Raw genomic sequence first — 16,371 nt, 5'->3', positions numbered from 1 at the left:
ACGAGGGCGGACAAGGTCGATGAAGGCATTCCGGTTGGACGAACTGGAGGCGGAGCGAGCCGCCAACGACGGTGCCTACCTGCAGTTTTTGCATGAACGGAACATGTCGGTCGGGCTGTACGCGCTCGACGCGGGCACGCATGATCCACAGAACCCGCACCATCAGGACGAGGTGTACTTCGTCGTGAGCGGACGCGCCTCGATCACCGTCGGCATGGAGACCACCCAGGTGGCGCGCGGCAGCGTGGTGTACGTCCCGGCCGGGGTGGCCCACAAGTTCCATCACATCAGCGAGGATCTGCGGGTCCTGGTCATGTTCTCGCCGGCCGAGGGCTGAGCGTCTCCGTCTCGCAGCCGATGCGTGGCCTCGGGGTTCCCTAGGGGATCGGTCAGGGGAGGACAAGGGGTCCGAGGCCCCCGTCGGCCCCCTCTTCGGATCTAGCATCGACGGCAGGACATCGAAATGATCCGGCCCGACAGGGGTGTCGGACATCGACCGAAGAGGATGAGGAACCAGGGCCATGCAAGAGATCTTCACGGGACTGCCGTGGTGGGTGAAGTGGGTCGCGGTGCCGGTCATCGCGCTGGTCGTGTTCGGCGGGCTGATAGCCAGCGTCGTCGGGTTCGTGATCGGCCTGCTCTTCAAGCTGCTGATCTTCGTGGCGCTGGTCGGCGGACTGATCTACGTCGTACGGAAGTTCATGTCGAGTTCGTCCTCGCGCAGCGACTGGTGATCGGTGCGGGAGGCCGGTGAGCGGTAACAGGAATCGCCGATTCCCTCGGCCGGGGGAAGTTTTCCCGACAGCCCGTCTGCAAGCGGTGGTGGACGGTTAAAGTCCGGAACTCGACGCGGGGACGACCCCGCGAGCGGCGTACACCCCCCCCTCCCGTGTTCCCCGCACGGACCGCCCCCTCGCGCTTCGGGAGTGACCCTTGGCCATGGTTGACACCGCATCCGCAGAACCGTTCGCACCTCCCAGCCGGCCGCGTTCCTCCGCACCCCCGCTCCAACGCCCGCCGAACACGGCCGTCCCGGAGCATCCGCACCCCGCGGCCACCCTGATCGGCTCCGTCCAGCGCGCCATGCGCCTGCTGGAATCCGTCGCCGAGCACGAGTACGGAGCCCCCGCGAAGCAACTCGCCCGAGAGACCGGCCTCGCACTGCCCACGGCCTACCACCTGCTGCGCACCCTTGTGCACGAGGGCTATCTGCGCCGGGACAAAGGGCTGTTCTTCCTGGGTGAGGCCGCGGAACGGCTCGGCAGCAGCGGGGCGGCGCAGAAACGTCGCAGCACGGTCGCCGACACCCTGGCGCAGTGGCGCGATTCGATCGGTGTCCCCGTGTACTACGCCCAGTACCGCGACGGCGAGATCGAGATCATGTGCGTCTCCGACACCCCGGGCAATCCGGCCGTCGAGGAGTGGGCGGACTTCCGCGAGACCGGACACGCGCACGCCATCGGCCAGTGCCTGCTCGCCCAACTGGACCAGGACACCCGGCGCGACCATCTGGACCGCTACCCCGTCGAGTCGATCACCCCCTACACCGTGCGTGACAACCACACCCTGTTGCGCCGCCTGGAACGCATGCGCCGCATGGAACCGGTCGTGGAACGACAGGAGTACGCACTGGGCACCGTTTGTGCCGCCATTCCGATCACCGTGGGCACCACAGCGGCGACGATGGCGATCTCGCTCCCCTCCCACCACGCCGACCGGCTGCTCCCGGCTGCCCGGCAACTGCAGAACGAGGTCGGCCGACTGTTGGGGGCGCTCGCGATCTCTATCAGTATCTGAAAACTCACTCCTTGTGATCTGTTGTGTACGTTCAGCAAGATGCCTGCAGTGTCAAAAGGTTCATTCCCGGCCAGTCGACGGCAAATGACGGGGTAAGGCGATGCGCGAGTCCGTGCAGGCAGTACAGGCAGAAGTCATGATGAGCTTCCTCGTGTCCGAGGAACTCTCGTTCCGCATCCCGGTGGAGCTCGGGTACCAGTCGTGCGATCCCTATGCCGTGCGGCTCACCTTCCACCTGCCCGGCGATGCCCCGGTGACCTGGGCCTTCGGGCGCGAACTGCTCATCGACGGGGTGGGCAGGCCGTGCGGCGAGGGTGACGTCCGTGTCTCGCCGGTCGATCCCGACGTGCTGGGGGAGGTCCTGATCCGGCTTCAGGTCGGCGGCGACCAGGCCCTGTTCCGCTCCTCGGCGGCACCGCTCGTGGCGTTCCTCGACCGCACTGACAAGCTGGTCCCGCTGGGCCAGGAGGGTGCGCTCGCCGACTTCGACGCTCATCTGGACGAGGCGCTGGACCGGATCCTCGCCGAGGAACAGAGCGCCGGCTGAGGGGACGGCAGCGAGTGGAGGCAGAACGCTTCGCCACTGGTGAAGCTATGCAGGAACGCTTCTCCTGTGGCGATGCGGCCGGTTGTCGGTCGAAGGAGCCTTCTGTCGCCCCTCCCGCCCCTGCGGTCCCTCCCGCCCCTGCCGTCCCTCTCGCCCCACTCCCTCGCTTTTCTGCCCTCTCGCCCTAGCGCTTGCGTCGCTTGCCGCGGCCGCTTCGGCCCTGGGCCGGACCAGCGGTCGTCGTTGCGGCAGCAGCGGCCGGAGCCGTCGGAGGCGCCGGGGTCGTCTCCTGGGCCGGCACGGACGCCGTTCCCGGACCCGGCCGGTCGGCGGCGACCACCAGGGCGGCCAGGGCCGTTGTGACGGGCACGGAGGCGACCAGGCCGATCGACCCCACCAGGGTGCGCACGATCTCCTCGGCGACCAGCTCACTGTTGGCGACGCCGCCCACACTGCTCTGCGCGATCGAGAAGAGCAGCAACAGCGGCAGCGCGGCACCGGCGTAGGCGAGCACGAGGGTGTTGACCACGGACGCGATGTGGTCCCGGCCGATGCGGATGCCGGCCCGGTACAGCCCGCGCCAGCCCATCGACGGGTTGGCCTCGTGCAGTTCCCAGACAGCCGAGGTCTGGGTGACTGTCACGTCGTCGAGGACGCCGAGCGAACCGATGATGATGCCGGCGAGCAGCAGACCGCTCATGTCGATCGACGGGTACAAGCCGTGAATCAGGCCGGTGTTGTCGTCCGTGTTGCCGGTGAGCGCAGCCCAGTCGATGAACAGCGAACCGAGGATGCCGATGAGCAGCAGGGAGATGAGCGTGCCGAGCACCGCGACGGAGGTGCGGGCCGAGAGGCCGTGACACAGATAGAGCGCGATCAGCATTATCGCGCTGGCCCCCACGATCGCCACGACCAGCGGGTTCGAGCCCTGCAGGATCGCCGGCAGCACGAAGAAGTTGAGCACCAGGAAACTGATGGCCAGCGCGACCAGCGCCATCACGCCCCGAAGCCGCCCGACGACCACGACGGCGACCGCGAAGATGATGGCCAGCACCCCCATCGGGATGCGCCGGTTCACGTCCGTCACCGAGTACTGCAGATCCTTCGGCGCGGACGGCTCGTAGGCGACGATGACCTTCTCGCCCTGTTCCAACTGCCGTGACTGGTCGGGCTGGACGATCTCCGTGAACGTACGGCCCTTGTCCTTGCCGGTGTCCACGCGGATCGTGGCCCGCTTGCAGGAGCCGCTCGCCTGCTGCTGTGCGGACGAGCCCTCGGCGGTCGAGGTGTCGCCGGTCGGGGTGTCGCCCGAGGCGTTCACCGACGCGCAGCTCACCTTCACGACCTTGGTGACCGTGGCCTCCTGGGTCTGCCGGTCGAAGCCGACTCCGGTGCGCTCGTGCGCCGGAGCGCCGCCGGGCCACAGCACGACGAGCCCGACCAGCACCGCCGCAGCGAACGGGATGAGGATGGCCGCGATGACCTTGCGCAGGTGCTGGGAGACGGGGGCGGCCGGACCGTGACTGTGGCTGTGACCGTGAGAATGCCCGTTGCCCCCGCCGGAACCCGGTCCGTTCCCGTGGCCCCCGTCCGAACCCGGTCCGTGCCCGTCGCCCGGGCCTGAGTCGTTCCCCCCGCCGGAACCGGGGCCATGGCCGTGTCCGCCGCCGGAACCCGCTCCGTTTCCGGTTCCGTTGCCTTCGCCGCGGCCAGGGACGTGGCCGCCGCTGCGGCCATGGTCGCGGCCGTGGTCTACGCCCGGGTCGCGCCGAAGACCGTCACCATGAGCGTTGCCGTGACCGCGGTCGGGGTTCTGCCCATGACCGTGCTCGCGGTCGCGGCCGTATTCGTCGCTGGGGCTGGGGCTGGGGCTGGGGCTGGGGCTGGGGCTGGGGCCGTGGCCGTGGCCGTGGCCGTGGCCGTACCCATGCCCTTGGCTGCGCCCGTTGCCGTTGCCGTTGCCGTATTCGTAGCCGTTCCCGTACCCGTCGGTGGGCGGCCTTTGCCTGGGTGCTCCGCCAGCGGCCGGCCCCCGGCCCTGGCCCGGTCCCTGACCTCTGGGAGCACCGCCGCGCGGCTGTCCGTCCAGCCCACCCAGTCCACCCAGTCCACCGGCGTATCCCGGCCCCTGGCCGGGGCCATACCCGTGCCCGTGGTGGCCGTGAGGGTGACCGCCGTTGAAAGCGTGGTCCTCACCGGGGCCGCTTCCAGAGCCGTTGCCGCTACCGGGGCCGCCGCTCGGGCCGTTTCCGGCGCCGGGCCGTCGGGGCGGCTCGGGCGGTGGGTACGGGGGCTGGTGTGTCGTGGTCACCGACCGATCATCGCAAGAACGACAGGGGCCCTCTGTTCACCGCGCCCGAATTGACGCTAGCGTGGAGTCACCTTTGCACACGCGGGAGCTCGGAGCACCGGGCTGAGAGGGCGCTGACCTCCGTCTTCGCGATGTTTCACGTGGAACGTCTCTCGAGTCGAGTGATGTTTCACATGAAACGTCGGCAGGCGGTAGCCGCTGCGTCGACCGCCGAACCTGTTACCGGGTAATGCCGGCGTAGGGAGTAGGTCTCATGACCAACAAGGACGCACGCACGCCTGCCTCCGTTCGGGACGAAACGTCCCAAGAGGCCGGGAAGTCCATCGGCTGGCACAAGGGATACGTCGAGGGCTCGCGCCCCGACCTGCGGGTGCCGGTCCGGCAGGTGCATCTCACCAACGGGCAGTCGGTCGCGCTGTACGACACCTCTGGTCCGTACACCGATCCGCTTGTCGACACCGACGTCCGCAGGGGACTGCTGCCGCTGCGCGACAACTGGATCATCGCCCGTGGTGACACCGAGGAGTACGCGGGCCGTCCCGTCCGCCCCGAGGACGACGGCATCAAGCACACCTCGCCGCGCGGTGGTCTGCGCAATCTCGACGCGGTCTTCCCAGGGCGGCCGAGGCTCCCGCGCCGGGGCCGCGACGGCAAGGCTGTCTCCCAGCTCGCGTATGCGCGCCAGGGGGAGATCACACCCGAGATGGAGTTCGTGGCCATCCGAGAGAACGTTTCTCCCGAGGTGGTCCGCGAGGAGATCGCGGCGGGCCGCGCGGTGTTGCCGGCCAACGTCAACCACCCGGAGATCGAGCCGATGATCATCGGCAAGCGCTTCCTGGTGAAGGTCAACGCCAACATCGGCAACTCGGCGGTGACGTCTTCCATCGAGGAGGAGGTCGAGAAGATGACTTGGGCGACCCGTTGGGGCGCCGACACGGTCATGGACCTGTCCACCGGCCGCAATATCCACACGACCCGCGAGTGGGTCCTGCGCAACTCCCCCGTCCCCATCGGCACGGTGCCGCTGTACCAGGCGCTGGAGAAGGTCGACGGCCGTGCCGAGGAACTGACCTGGGAGATCTACAAGGACACGGTCATCGAGCAGGCCGAGCAGGGTGTGGACTACATGACGGTCCACGCCGGTGTCCGCCTGCCGTACGTCCCGCTCACCGCCAACCGGAAGACCGGCATCGTGTCGCGCGGCGGCTCGATCATGGCGGCCTGGTGCCTCGCGCACCACAAGGAGTCGTTCCTCTATGAGAACTTCGAGGAGCTCTGCGAGATCCTCGCCGCCTACGACGTGACGTACTCGCTGGGCGACGGGCTGCGGCCGGGTTCCATCGCGGACGCCAACGACGAAGCGCAGTTCGCGGAGTTGAGGACGCTCGGGGAACTCAACCGGATCGCGAAGCGTTTCAATGTACAGACGATGATCGAAGGCCCGGGCCACGTCCCGATGCACAAGATCAAGGAGAACATCGACCTTCAGCAGGAGATCTGTGATGAAGCTCCGTTCTATACGCTCGGCCCGCTGACGACGGACGTCGCGCCGGCGTACGACCACATCACTTCCGGCATCGGTGCCGCGATGATCGCCTGGTGGGGCACGGCCATGCTCTGCTATGTCACGCCCAAGGAACACCTGGGCCTGCCCAATCGTGACGACGTCAAGACGGGCGTCATCACCTACAAGATCGCCGCCCACGCAGCCGACCTCGCCAAGGGGCACCCCGGTGCGCAGGAATGGGACGACGCGTTGTCCGACGCGCGCTTCGAGTTCCGTTGGGAAGACCAGTTCAACCTCGCCCTCGACCCGGACACGGCACGGGAGTTCCACGACGAGACACTCCCGGCGGAGCCGGCGAAGACGGCGCACTTCTGCTCGATGTGCGGGCCGAAGTTCTGTTCCATGAAGATCAGTCAGAGCATCAACGAGCGGTTCGGCGGAGGGGTCGCCGACGGGGCCTCGGCCGAGGAGATCGCCGAGGGGATGTTGGAGAAGTCGAAGGAGTTCGCGGCGAGCGGAAGCAGGGTGTACCTGCCGCTGGCCGACTGACGCACCTGGATCGGCGCTGCCGATCGGGCTGGATGCCCGGCCGACGGCAGCGCCATGAGAGGTCGGCGGTGACGGGGGATGGACCTTGGAGATTCTGAAGACGACGAAGCCGGTCCGGTCATTGGTCTGGCAGGGCGGGGACCTGGTCGATGTCGTGGGCGGCCGGGCCTGGAACCGTGCCGGTGCCGAACGCAGTGCGGCTACCGATCGCGGTTCGGGTTTCGACCAGTTCGACAGTTGCGTCGTCTCGCCCTCCGGCCGCTACAGCGTCGTCCATGCCGAACGCGGTGCCAGAGCCCTCTTGCTCGACGGAACGCGCCCCGTCCGCGAGCTGACTCGCAGCTCGTACCGCGACGAGGACTTCGACTACCCCGTGGCCCTGGCGGCTCTGCCGGACGGCCGGGAGATCATGATCCACTGCCCGGAGGAGTACAACGTGCTCCAGGTCGAGGAGGCGGCGTCCGGGCAGCGGCTCACGACCGGAGTCCGCGAAGCGAAGGACGTGTTCCATTCCCGTCTGTCGGTGAGCGGGGACGGCAGACGTCTGCTGGTTGCGGGCTGGGTGTGGCACCCGTACGGAATCGTCGAGGTGTTCGATCTGGAGGCCGCGCTGACCGACCCGGCCGTGCTGGACGGCTACGGGGTGCTGCCGATGGAGCCGGGGATCGATGCCGAGGTGGTGTCGGCGTGCTGGCTCGACGACGACCGCCTGGCAGTGGCGACCGGAGAGGAGTTCCTCGACGACGAGGAGGTTCCCGCGCTCGGACCCCGTCAGCTCGGCGTGTGGTCACTGTCCGATCGTGCCTGGGTGCACCGGAGCTCTGTCGACTTCGAGGTCGGCACGCTGATCGCGGGAGGCGGTCGAGTCGTCTCGTTGCACGGGCATCCTCGGCTGATCGACGTCAGGACCGGGGACGTGCTGGAGGAATGGCCCGAGGTGGCGGTTTCCCGCCGTGAGGGGGCGTACGGCGTCACCCACATACCGACCCCGGTCGCGGCGCTGCATCCGGACGGCACCCACTTGGCGGTCGCTCAGGACGAGAACATCGCGCTCGTTCGGTTGCCGTCGGCCGTCGGCTCGGCAGACTGGCCTCCATGACAGCGCGATCCATGAGCAAGGGCGCCAATCTGCCGGTCGACGCACCGGACGTCAGGGTGGAACTCAGCTGGGCCGAGGGGGGTGGTGGGCCGGACATCGACGTCTCGGCGCTGCTGTTGACGAGCGACGGACGGGTGCGTGACGACGGGGACTTCGTCTTCTACAACCAGCCGGTTCACGCGTCGGGCGCGGTGAGACACGTCGGCAAGCGGCGGGACGCCGGCGTCATGACCGACGCGGTCGAGGTGGACCTTCGCTCGCTGGAGGCCGCCATCACCCGTGTGGTGCTGTGTGCCTCGGCCGACGGCGGCACGTTCGGGCAGGTGACCGGTCTGACGCTGCGGCTGTTCGGCACGGGCGGGCGGTCCGAGGTGGCGCGCTTCGAGATGCAGGCCGACACGGAGACGGCGTTCATCGGCGGTGAGCTGTATCTGCGCGAGGGACGCTGGAAGTTCCGGGCGGTCGGTCAGGGGTACGCATCCGGACTTGCGGGCGTGGCCACCGACTTCGGGATCACGGTCGACGAGGACCAGGCGGAGGCATCCGTTCCGCCGAGTCCGCAGCACTCGTCGCCTCCGCCGAGTCCACAGCACCCGCAGCACCCGCAGCACCCGCAGCACCCGCAGCACCCGCGACGCCCGCAGAGCCCGCCGACGGCGCCGGCGAGACCTGCCGGTCAGGGCTCAGGGGGCGTGACGCCGCCTCCAGGGCCTCGGCTGACCAAGGGGGAGGAGCGGCTGCCCGTCGACATGCGCAAGCGGCTGTCGTTGCGCAAGGAGCAGGTGGCCGTCAGTCTGCGCAAGCGCGGAGCGGAGGGGATCACCGCGCGGGTGGTGCTCGTCCTCGACGCCTCCGGTTCGATGGCGTTCCTGTACTCCCGGGGCGTGGTGGCGGACGTCGTGGAGCGGATGGCGGCGGTGGCGGCACAACTCGACGACGACGGGGAGATGCAGGCCTGGACGTTCGCCAGCGAGTCCGCTCGTCTGCCGGACCTTCGGCTGGGCGAACTCCCCGAGTGGCTGCGGCTGCATGTGCGTGTGGGCGAGATCAGTCTGTTCCGGCGCAACAGGAAGCCCCGCAAGGGGATGGAGCCGGGGCAGCTCGACATGCGCGCGATCGGCATCCAGAACGAGGAGCAGAAGGCGATCGCCCAGGTCAGATCGTATGTGCGGGAGAATCCGGCGACCGCGCCGACCTTGGTGCTGTTCTTCTCCGACGGAGGGGTCCACCGGGACGCGGCGATCGAGCAGGAGTTGCGGGCGGCGGTGGAGGAGCCGATCTTCTGGCAGTTCGTGGGGCTCGGCCGGTCCAACTACGGGATCCTCGAGCGGTTCGACACGCTGCCCGGGCGCCGGGTCGACAACGTGGGCTTCTTCGCCGTGGACGACATCAGTACCGTCCCGGACCAGGAGCTCTACGACCGGCTGCTGTCCGAGTTCCCCAGCTGGATCACGGCAGCGGGCCGCGCAGGCATCCTCTGACGGCCACCCGGGGCGGTCAGGCGTTCGGCTTGCGCTCCCCTCGGCGGGGTCGGCGGGGGCGCAAGCCGAGTGCCTATTCCGGCTGGTGGTCCGGGCCGCCGAAGTCCGGGCTGGTGTAGTCCGGGCTGCTGAAGCTCGGTCGCGGGCCGGTCGAGCGGCCGTCGTCGGGGCTGCTGAAGCCCGGGCGGTCGTAGCCGATCTTCGGCAGGCGGCCGGTCGGAGCCGGCGGGGGCGGGTCGGTGTGCAGGGCGGTCGCCGTGCCCGGACTGGCGAGGGCCTCCCGGAGGAACGGCAGGATGCCGCGGACCAGTAGGGCCTCGCGCCAGGCTTCCCTGGCCAGGGCGACCTCCTCGCTCAGTTCGCCGTACGGTTCGGCCGCCAGGGAGGGCCGGTTGCGCAGGGCGGTGAGCAGCAGCGCGACGGTGGCGACGAGGATCGCGGCCACGGCCACGGCCCCGAACGTCCAGCCGGCTGTGAGCATGGTCCGGGCGAACGCCTGCTCGGGGTCGAGCACACTGAGGATGTATCCGACGAGCAGGAAGATCACCGCGGCGGTCCCGGCGAGAACGGGGGTGAGGACGGCGGCGACGGCACCCGCCCCGGCGGCCTCGGCGGCCTGGGCCGCGTCCCCCATGGTGGTGGCGAGCCCCATCGCCGCGTTCGGCTCGGAGGAGCCGGACTCGGACGTGGACGACGGGGTGGACGGCGCCGGATGGCGCAGTTCCTCGCGGACCTTCACGTAGTGCTGGTACTCGGCCGCCGCGGCCACCGTGATGAGAGCGGAGGCGTTGAGCGCCATGGTGCGCAGTTGTTCGGGGTTGAGCCGCTGACCGACAGCGGCCAGTTCCGGGTGGTGTGGTGCGGAGCGCAGCGCCTCGTCGAGGATCCGCTCGTATTCCTGGCGGTCCTCGCTGTGCAGGTGCTGCGGAACGCTGTTCATGTGCATCCCCCGATGCTCCGTAGGGCTTGGGGCTCGCATGCCAACGAGCCGTCGGGCAGAAACGGAGGGGAGCCTGCTACGGATAGACCGATGGTAGAGCGGCGACGGCATGGGGTGACAGGGGGTTTGCCGAAATTGCCCCCTGGCCTGCGCTGTCACCGGTGGGGCGAATGGGGGGCACAGCATGCCCCGGAATCGGTCAGATATCCAGGGGCAGTTGCTGGACCAGCAGTTTTCCGGCCATCGTCACGCCACCGTCCATCGCGATGGCCAGCCCGTCGGCGTAGACGTGCGGTCCTTCGACATGCGGACCGCCGCTGTCCCCGTCGTCCTCCGAGTCCGTGCCGACTTCGCCCAGCAGGTAAGGAATCGGGCTGTGGCCGTGAACGATTCGGGTACCGCCGTACGTATCGAGCAGGGAACGGACGGCGTCGGCTCCACCTTCGTCCCGGAAGGAGAAGCGCTTGGTGAACTTGCGGAACAGGTCCCACACCTCGTCCGCGTCGTTGCGCGTGATCGTCTCGCGGACGGTGTCGTTGACGGCCTCGATCGAGTCGCCGTAGTCGAGGTAGGCGGTGGTGTCGGAGTGGACGAGCAGATGGCCGTCGACCTCCTCGACGGCGTCGAGGCGGGCCATCCACTGCAGGTGGTGGTCCTGGAGGCGATCCATGTCGTACTTCTGGCCGCCGTTGAGCAGCCAGGCCGCCTGGAAGGTGGCGGTGCCCGCGCCGGAGTTGACGGGGGTGTCGCCGAAGCGCTTGGCGCCGAGCAGCAGCAGTTCGTGGTTGCCCATGAGGGCCTTGCAGTATCCGCCGGCCGCGGCGGCCTCGGCGGACAGCCGCATGACGAGGTCGATGACGCCGATGCCGTCCGGTCCGCGGTCGGTGAAGTCGCCGAGGAACCACAGCCGGGCGGTGCCCGCGGACCAGTTGCCGGCGGCGTCGATCAGGCCCTTCTCCTGCAGTGCGGCCATCAGTTCGTCGAGGTACCCGTGCACGTCGCCGACGACGAACAGCGGGCCCGGGCCGGTCGCGGGCAGCGGAGCCTGGACGGCCGCCGGGTCCACGGCCACCTGAAGGGTGTCGCCGCGTCGGCTGATCACGGGCAGATCGCGCTGGGTGGGCGTGTAGCCGTCGGGATGCTCCAGCGGATCGTCGACGGGCGGCGCGGCGTTGCCCGGATGGGTGTCGTGGTCGTACGAACCGGTCTCGTGGACGTACGCGGGCACCCGGAAGTCGCGCAACGTCGCCGTCCGCTCCACCTCGGGTCCCTGACCGGCCCCCTGAGTCATCAGACCCCTCCACCATCGCGCCGCATCTGCACTCTTCGGGCCGCTTGGTCGCAGCGGCTCGTGGTGCCGTGCGCCCATCATAGGAATGCGGATCGTGCCGTGTGATGACCCAGGGGTGGTGAATCGGAGCAAGGCTCCAGTTCATCGCGGCTTTCGCCCCGATTGGGCCGGGCTTCGGCAGCCCGGACTCACCCGGCGCACACCATGCCTGCACCCGCACGGTCGGTTCCGACGGCGTGGACGGGGATCTGTTTCAGGTGGGGCGAGGGTGAGTTCTGTGGCTGGGGGAGAGACATCTCGATGGCTCCCCGGCCCGCCGAGAGACTTCCGAAGAGGGCATTCCCGACACCCGGTACTCGGCACCCGAAACCCGCACACCCTCCGCGCCGCCGGAAAACGCCCGTACGTGCTCCTCGCCTACCTACGTTGACGGATCCCGCCCGCGCCGGCCGCACACGAGCCCCCAGCACCCCGCAAGCCGCCCCCAGCCCCAACGGGCGGGGGACGGCTCGGATTGCGGGGCTACTTCCCTTCCGGGGTTCTCGGGGGGCTGACCGTGGTGCGAGGGGGGCGCCGTTGGGAAGACGTCCGCACGATCAGCTCGGTCGGTATCACCTGCTCGACCGGATGGTCGGACTGCGCGCCCTCGATCGCGTCGATGAGGAGTTGGACCACCGCCGTGCCGATGCGGCGCGGCTTGAGCGAGAGGGTGGTCACGGGCGGCTCGGTGTTGGCGTACACCGTGGACTCGCTGCAGCAGACGATCAGCAGGTCCTCCGGGACGCGCAGCCCGTAGCGGCGGGCGGCGGCGAGCAGATCGGTGCCGTTGGGGTCGAACAGGCCGTAGACGGCGTCCGGGCGGTCGGGGCGGGCCAGTAGCCGGTCGGCGGCCACGGCGCCCGCGCACGGGTCGTGCGCGGGGTAGGCCTCGTAGACCGGGTCCTGGCCGACCCGCTCGCACCACCGCAGGTACGCGCTGGTGGACAGATGCGTGTACGTGTCCGTCGTGGTGCCCGTGAGGAGGCCGATGCGGCGGGCGCCGGCGTCGGCCAGGTGGTCGAGGATGTCGAGGACGGCGGCCTCGTGGTCGTTGTCCACCCATGCGGTCACCGGGAGCGTGCCGGCCGGGCGGCCGTCGGAGACGACCGGTAAACCCTGCCGGACGAGCTCGCTGACCACCGGATCCTGGTCGGAGGGGTCGATGACGACCGTGCCGTCCAGGGCGACGTTCGACCACACGTCGTGGCGTGAGGTCGCCGGGAGGATGACGAGCGCGTAGCCGCGGGCGAGCGCGGCCGAGGTCGCGGCGCGCGCCATCTCCGCGAAGTACGCGAACTCGGTGAAGGTGAAAGGTTCATCCCCGTACGTGGTCACGGTCAGGCCGATGAGTCCTGACTTGCCGGTACGGAGTGTTCGGGCGGCCGCTGAGGGGCGGTAGCCCAGTCGGTCGGCGACCTCGCGGACATGGCGTCGGGTGGCGTCGGGGAGCCTGCCCTTGCCGTTGAGGGCGTCGGAGACGGTCGTGATGGAGACTCCGGCGGCGGCGGCCACGTCCCTGATGCCCGCCCGGCCCGGCCGGCTGCCTCGGCGTGAGGTTTCCGCGCGGCTCACCTGGTGCTTCCCTGCTGCTGTCATGGCGAGCCGATAGTAGGGCTCATTCGGTGGGGTAGGGCGGACGCATATGCACGCGTTGACAGGCACGTTTCTGCAAGGCTTCAGAGTACCAAATGCCTTAGAAACCAAGGTAGTTGGCCGTTCCAATGCCAAGACGTGACGTGTCGACACGGATGAGCCTGCCAAGGCACCGATGTCTCGAAGAGGTCTCAACTCACCTGCACGAGGGATGCGCGCCACGGCGTGAGCCACCGGCGCGTAGATATATGTGCAGCGCGCCCCCTGGGGCGTACGCCTTCGTGCGCCTTCGTCCGCAGAAGTCGCTTCCGCAGTCGCTTCGGCGGTCGCATCAGCCGTCGCGGAGGTCTCTGCCATCCGTGCCGAGGTCCCGCCCCCGCCGTACGCGAGCTGTACGCAGCCGCGCCGAATCCTCATAAGGTGAGCAGTATTGAAGCCGGTGGTGGGCCGGTGGTGGTCACGAGGAGGACTGCGGTGAGCGAGACGAGCCCCAAGCTGCGCGCCGAGCTGGAGGGGATCCCCACCTACAAGCCGGGCAAGCCGGCCGTGGCGGGTGGTCCCGCGGCCTACAAGCTCTCGTCCAACGAGAACCCCTATCCGCCGCTGCCGGGCGTGCTGGAGACCGTGACGGCCGCGGCCGCGTCCTTCAACCGCTACCCGGACCTGGCCTGCACGGTCCTGGTGAACGAGCTCTCCGAGCGCTTCGGCGTCCCCGCCGCCCACCTGGCCACGGGCACCGGCTCCGTCGGCGTGGCCCAGCAGCTCGTCCAGGCGACCGCGGGCCCCGGCGACGAGGTGATGTACGCGTGGCGGTCGTTCGAGGCGTACCCGATCATCACGCGGATCAGCGGCGCGCAGGCCGTGCAGGTGCCCTTGACGCCGGGTGATGTGCACGACCTGGACGCGATGGCCGACGCGATCACCGAGCGGACCCGGCTGATCTTCGTCTGCAACCCCAACAACCCCACCGGCACCGTGGTGAAGCGGGCCGAGCTGGAACGGTTCCTCGACCGGGTGCCCAGCGATGTGCTGGTCGTGCTCGACGAGGCCTACCGGGAGTTCATCCGCGACCCCGAGGTGCCGGACGGCGTCGAGCTGTACCGGAAGCGGCCCAACGTCTGCGTGCTGCGGACCTTCTCCAAGGCCTACGGCCTCGCGGGCCTGCGCGTCGGCTTCGCCATCGCGCACGAGCCGGTGGCGGAGGCGCTGCGCAAGACGGCGGTGCCCTTCGGTGTGAGCCAGCTCGCACAGGAGGCCGCGGTCGCCTCGCTGCGCGCCGAGGACGCGCTGCTCGGCCGGGTGGGCTCCCTGGTGTGCGAGCGCCTGCGAGTGGTCGAGGGGCTGCGGGCGCAGGGCTGGACGGTGCCCGAGACGCAGGCCAACTTCGTGTGGCTGCGGCTGGGTGAGCGGACGGTCGCCTTCGCGGCGGCGTGTGAGCAGGCGGGCGTCGTGGTGCGGCCGTTCCCGGGCGAGGGCGTGCGGGTGACGGTCGCGGAGAACGAGGCGAACGACATCTTCCTGAAGGTGGCGGAAGGGTTCCGCAAGGAGCTGTAGCCGACCTGCACAGGGGGGTTTCCGCGGGTAAGCGGGACCCCCCTTCCCATGCCGAAAATCGGTGTTGCATACTAGCTTGTGAATGTGAACGCTTTCACAAGCGGCTCTCGCAAGCGGCTGAGGTAAGGAGTGACGACGTGGACCTGGCTCTGGCGCCGGAGACACTGGCGCGCTGGCAGTTCGGCATCACCACCGTCTACCACTTCCTCTTCGTGCCCCTGACGATCTCCCTCGCGGCACTCACCGCCGGGCTGCAGACCGCCTGGGTGCGCACGGAGAAAGAGAAGTACCTGAGGGCGACGAAGTTCTGGGGCAAGCTCTTCCTGATCAACATCGCGATGGGTGTCGTCACCGGCATCGTGCAGGAGTTCCAGTTCGGCATGAACTGGTCCGACTACTCGCGCTTCGTCGGCGATGTCTTCGGCGCCCCGCTCGCCTTCGAGGCCCTGATCGCGTTCTTCTTCGAGTCCACCTTCATCGGCCTGTGGATCTTCGGCTGGGACAAGCTGCCGAAGAAGATCCACCTGGCCTGCATCTGGATGGTCTCGATCGGCACGCTTCTGTCGGCGTACTTCATCCTCGCGGCCAACTCGTGGATGCAGCACCCCGTCGGCTACCGGATCAACGAGGAGAAGGGGCGCGCCGAGCTCACCGATTTCTGGCGAGTCCTCACCCAGAACACGGCGCTGAACCAGGTCTTCCACAGCTTCTCCGCCGCCTTTTTGACGGGTGGAGCCTTCATGGTGGGCATCGCCGCCTTCCATCTGATGCGCAAGAAGCACATTCCGGAGATGCGCACGTCGCTCCGGCTCGGCCTGGTCACCCTGGCGATCGGCGGTCTGCTCACCGCGGTGAGCGGGGACAGCCTCGGCAAGGTCATGTACGAGCAGCAACCGATGAAGATGGCCGCGGCCGAGGCGTTGTGGGAGGGCGAGGAACCGGCGCCGTTCTCGGTGTTCGCCTACGGGGACGTCGACAAGGGGCACAACAAGGTCGCTCTGGAAATACCAGGTCTGTTGTCGTTCCTGGCGCACAGCGACTTCGAGTCGTACGTGCCCGGCATCAACGACACCAACAAGGCGCTGCAGGAAAAGTTCGGACCCGGTGACTACAAGCCGGTCGTCCCCGTCGCCTACTGGGGCTTCCGCTGGATGATCGGCTTCGGGATGGCCTCCTTCTCCCTCGGCCTGCTGGGCCTGTGGCTCACCCGGAAGAAGTTCCTGCTGCCGGCCGCGCTGCGCACGGGTGAGGACGAGGTGCCGCATCTGGTGCTGCTCAAGAAGCCGCTCGGGGCGAAGCTCACCCGGCTGTACTGGCTCCTGGCCCTCTGGACGATGGCCTTCCCGCTGATCGCCAACGCGTGGGGCTGGATCTTCACCGAGATGGGCCGGCAGCCCTGGGTCGTCTACGGAGTGATGCAGACCCGGGACGCCGTGTCTCCCGGTGTCTCCCAGGGCGAGATCCTCACCTCGATGATCACCTTCACCGCCCTGTACGCGATCCTCGCCGTCGTCGAGGTCAGGCTGCTGGCGAAGTACGTGAAGGCCGGCCCGCCCGAGCTGACCGAGGCCGACCTGAACCCGCCCACGAAGATCGGCGGCGACCCCCGGGACGCCGACAAGCCGATGGCCTTCTCGTACTAGGCCGAGGGAGCTGCACAGTC

Annotated in this window: 13 protein-coding genes; 9 read left to right on the top strand and 4 right to left on the bottom strand. The window is 68.8% G+C overall.

Annotation, left to right across the window (positions count from 1 at the left end; all coding sequences use genetic code 11):
* Positions 1-19 precede the first annotated feature (19 nt).
* From ACWCPF_RS29575 to ACWCPF_RS29560, 4 genes are all read left to right on the top strand, one after another.
* On the top strand, positions 20-337 hold the full coding sequence (locus ACWCPF_RS29575; RefSeq protein ID WP_451048148.1) for a cupin domain-containing protein: 318 nt from the start codon (positions 20-22) through the stop codon (positions 335-337).
* Between the two features lie 184 nt (positions 338-521).
* Complete coding sequence (locus ACWCPF_RS29570) at positions 522-734, top strand: DUF5326 family protein (RefSeq protein WP_351907652.1); 213 nt, start codon at positions 522-524, stop codon at positions 732-734.
* A gap of 205 nt (positions 735-939) precedes the next feature.
* Positions 940-1,797, top strand: a complete 858-nt coding sequence (locus ACWCPF_RS29565; RefSeq protein WP_451048147.1) for an IclR family transcriptional regulator — start codon at positions 940-942, stop codon at positions 1,795-1,797.
* 100 nt (positions 1,798-1,897) lie between these two features.
* On the top strand, positions 1,898-2,344 hold the full coding sequence (locus ACWCPF_RS29560; protein WP_451048146.1) for an SsgA family sporulation/cell division regulator: 447 nt from the start codon (positions 1,898-1,900) through the stop codon (positions 2,342-2,344).
* A 184-nt stretch (positions 2,345-2,528) separates the two neighbouring features.
* Here the strand turns inward: ACWCPF_RS29560 and ACWCPF_RS29555 are convergent, their stop codons facing one another.
* The gene (locus tag ACWCPF_RS29555) at positions 2,529-3,791 is read right to left on the bottom strand and encodes a YibE/F family protein (RefSeq protein ID WP_451048145.1); all 1,263 of its coding nucleotides are present in this window, start codon (positions 3,789-3,791) and stop codon (positions 2,529-2,531) included.
* A 1,117-nt stretch (positions 3,792-4,908) separates the two neighbouring features.
* Here ACWCPF_RS29555 and thiC point away from each other — a divergent pair.
* The 3 genes from thiC (at position 4,909) to ACWCPF_RS29540 (ending at position 9,291) form a co-directional block, all read left to right on the top strand.
* Positions 4,909-6,711, top strand: coding sequence for a phosphomethylpyrimidine synthase ThiC (gene thiC / locus ACWCPF_RS29550; protein WP_451048144.1), 1,803 nt, complete (start codon positions 4,909-4,911; stop codon positions 6,709-6,711).
* Positions 6,712-6,796: 85 nt separating this feature from the next.
* Positions 6,797-7,810 (top strand): hypothetical protein, encoded by a 1,014-nt coding sequence (locus ACWCPF_RS29545; RefSeq protein WP_451048143.1) that lies wholly within the window; start codon positions 6,797-6,799, stop codon positions 7,808-7,810.
* Positions 7,807-9,291 carry a VWA domain-containing protein gene (locus tag ACWCPF_RS29540; RefSeq protein WP_451048142.1) on the top strand — a complete coding sequence of 495 codons (1,485 nt, stop codon included), beginning with the start codon at positions 7,807-7,809 and terminating at the stop codon, positions 9,289-9,291. The genes ACWCPF_RS29545 and ACWCPF_RS29540 overlap by 4 nt, the downstream gene beginning before the upstream one ends.
* A gap of 73 nt (positions 9,292-9,364) precedes the next feature.
* On the opposite strand, the gene ACWCPF_RS29535 is transcribed toward ACWCPF_RS29540, so the two are convergent.
* The 3 genes from ACWCPF_RS29535 to ACWCPF_RS29525 all read right to left on the bottom strand — a co-directional run bounded on the left by ACWCPF_RS29535 (position 9,365) and on the right by ACWCPF_RS29525 (position 13,157).
* Positions 9,365-10,237 carry a hypothetical protein gene (locus ACWCPF_RS29535; protein ID WP_451048141.1) on the bottom strand — a complete coding sequence of 291 codons (873 nt, stop codon included), beginning with the start codon at positions 10,235-10,237 and terminating at the stop codon, positions 9,365-9,367.
* Between the two features lie 193 nt (positions 10,238-10,430).
* Complete coding sequence (locus ACWCPF_RS29530; protein WP_451048140.1) at positions 10,431-11,522, bottom strand: metallophosphoesterase; 1,092 nt, start codon at positions 11,520-11,522, stop codon at positions 10,431-10,433.
* 522 nt (positions 11,523-12,044) lie between these two features.
* On the bottom strand, positions 12,045-13,157 hold the full coding sequence (locus tag ACWCPF_RS29525) for a LacI family DNA-binding transcriptional regulator (protein WP_451048139.1): 1,113 nt from the start codon (positions 13,155-13,157) through the stop codon (positions 12,045-12,047).
* A 471-nt stretch (positions 13,158-13,628) separates the two neighbouring features.
* On the opposite strand from ACWCPF_RS29525, the gene hisC reads away from it, so the two are divergent.
* A complete protein-coding gene (hisC, locus tag ACWCPF_RS29520) occupies positions 13,629-14,708 on the top strand; it encodes a histidinol-phosphate transaminase (protein WP_451048138.1) in 1,080 nt (359 codons plus the stop codon).
* 137 nt (positions 14,709-14,845) lie between these two features.
* Entirely contained in the window at positions 14,846-16,351 is a 1,506-nt protein-coding gene (locus tag ACWCPF_RS29515) for a cytochrome ubiquinol oxidase subunit I (RefSeq protein WP_451048137.1), read from the top strand.
* Positions 16,352-16,371 lie beyond the last annotated feature (20 nt).

Source organism: Streptomyces sp. NPDC001858 (assembly GCF_053594615.1).
The sequence above is the reverse complement of the archived record's forward strand: the minus strand, read 5'-3'. Positions and strand labels throughout refer to the sequence as shown.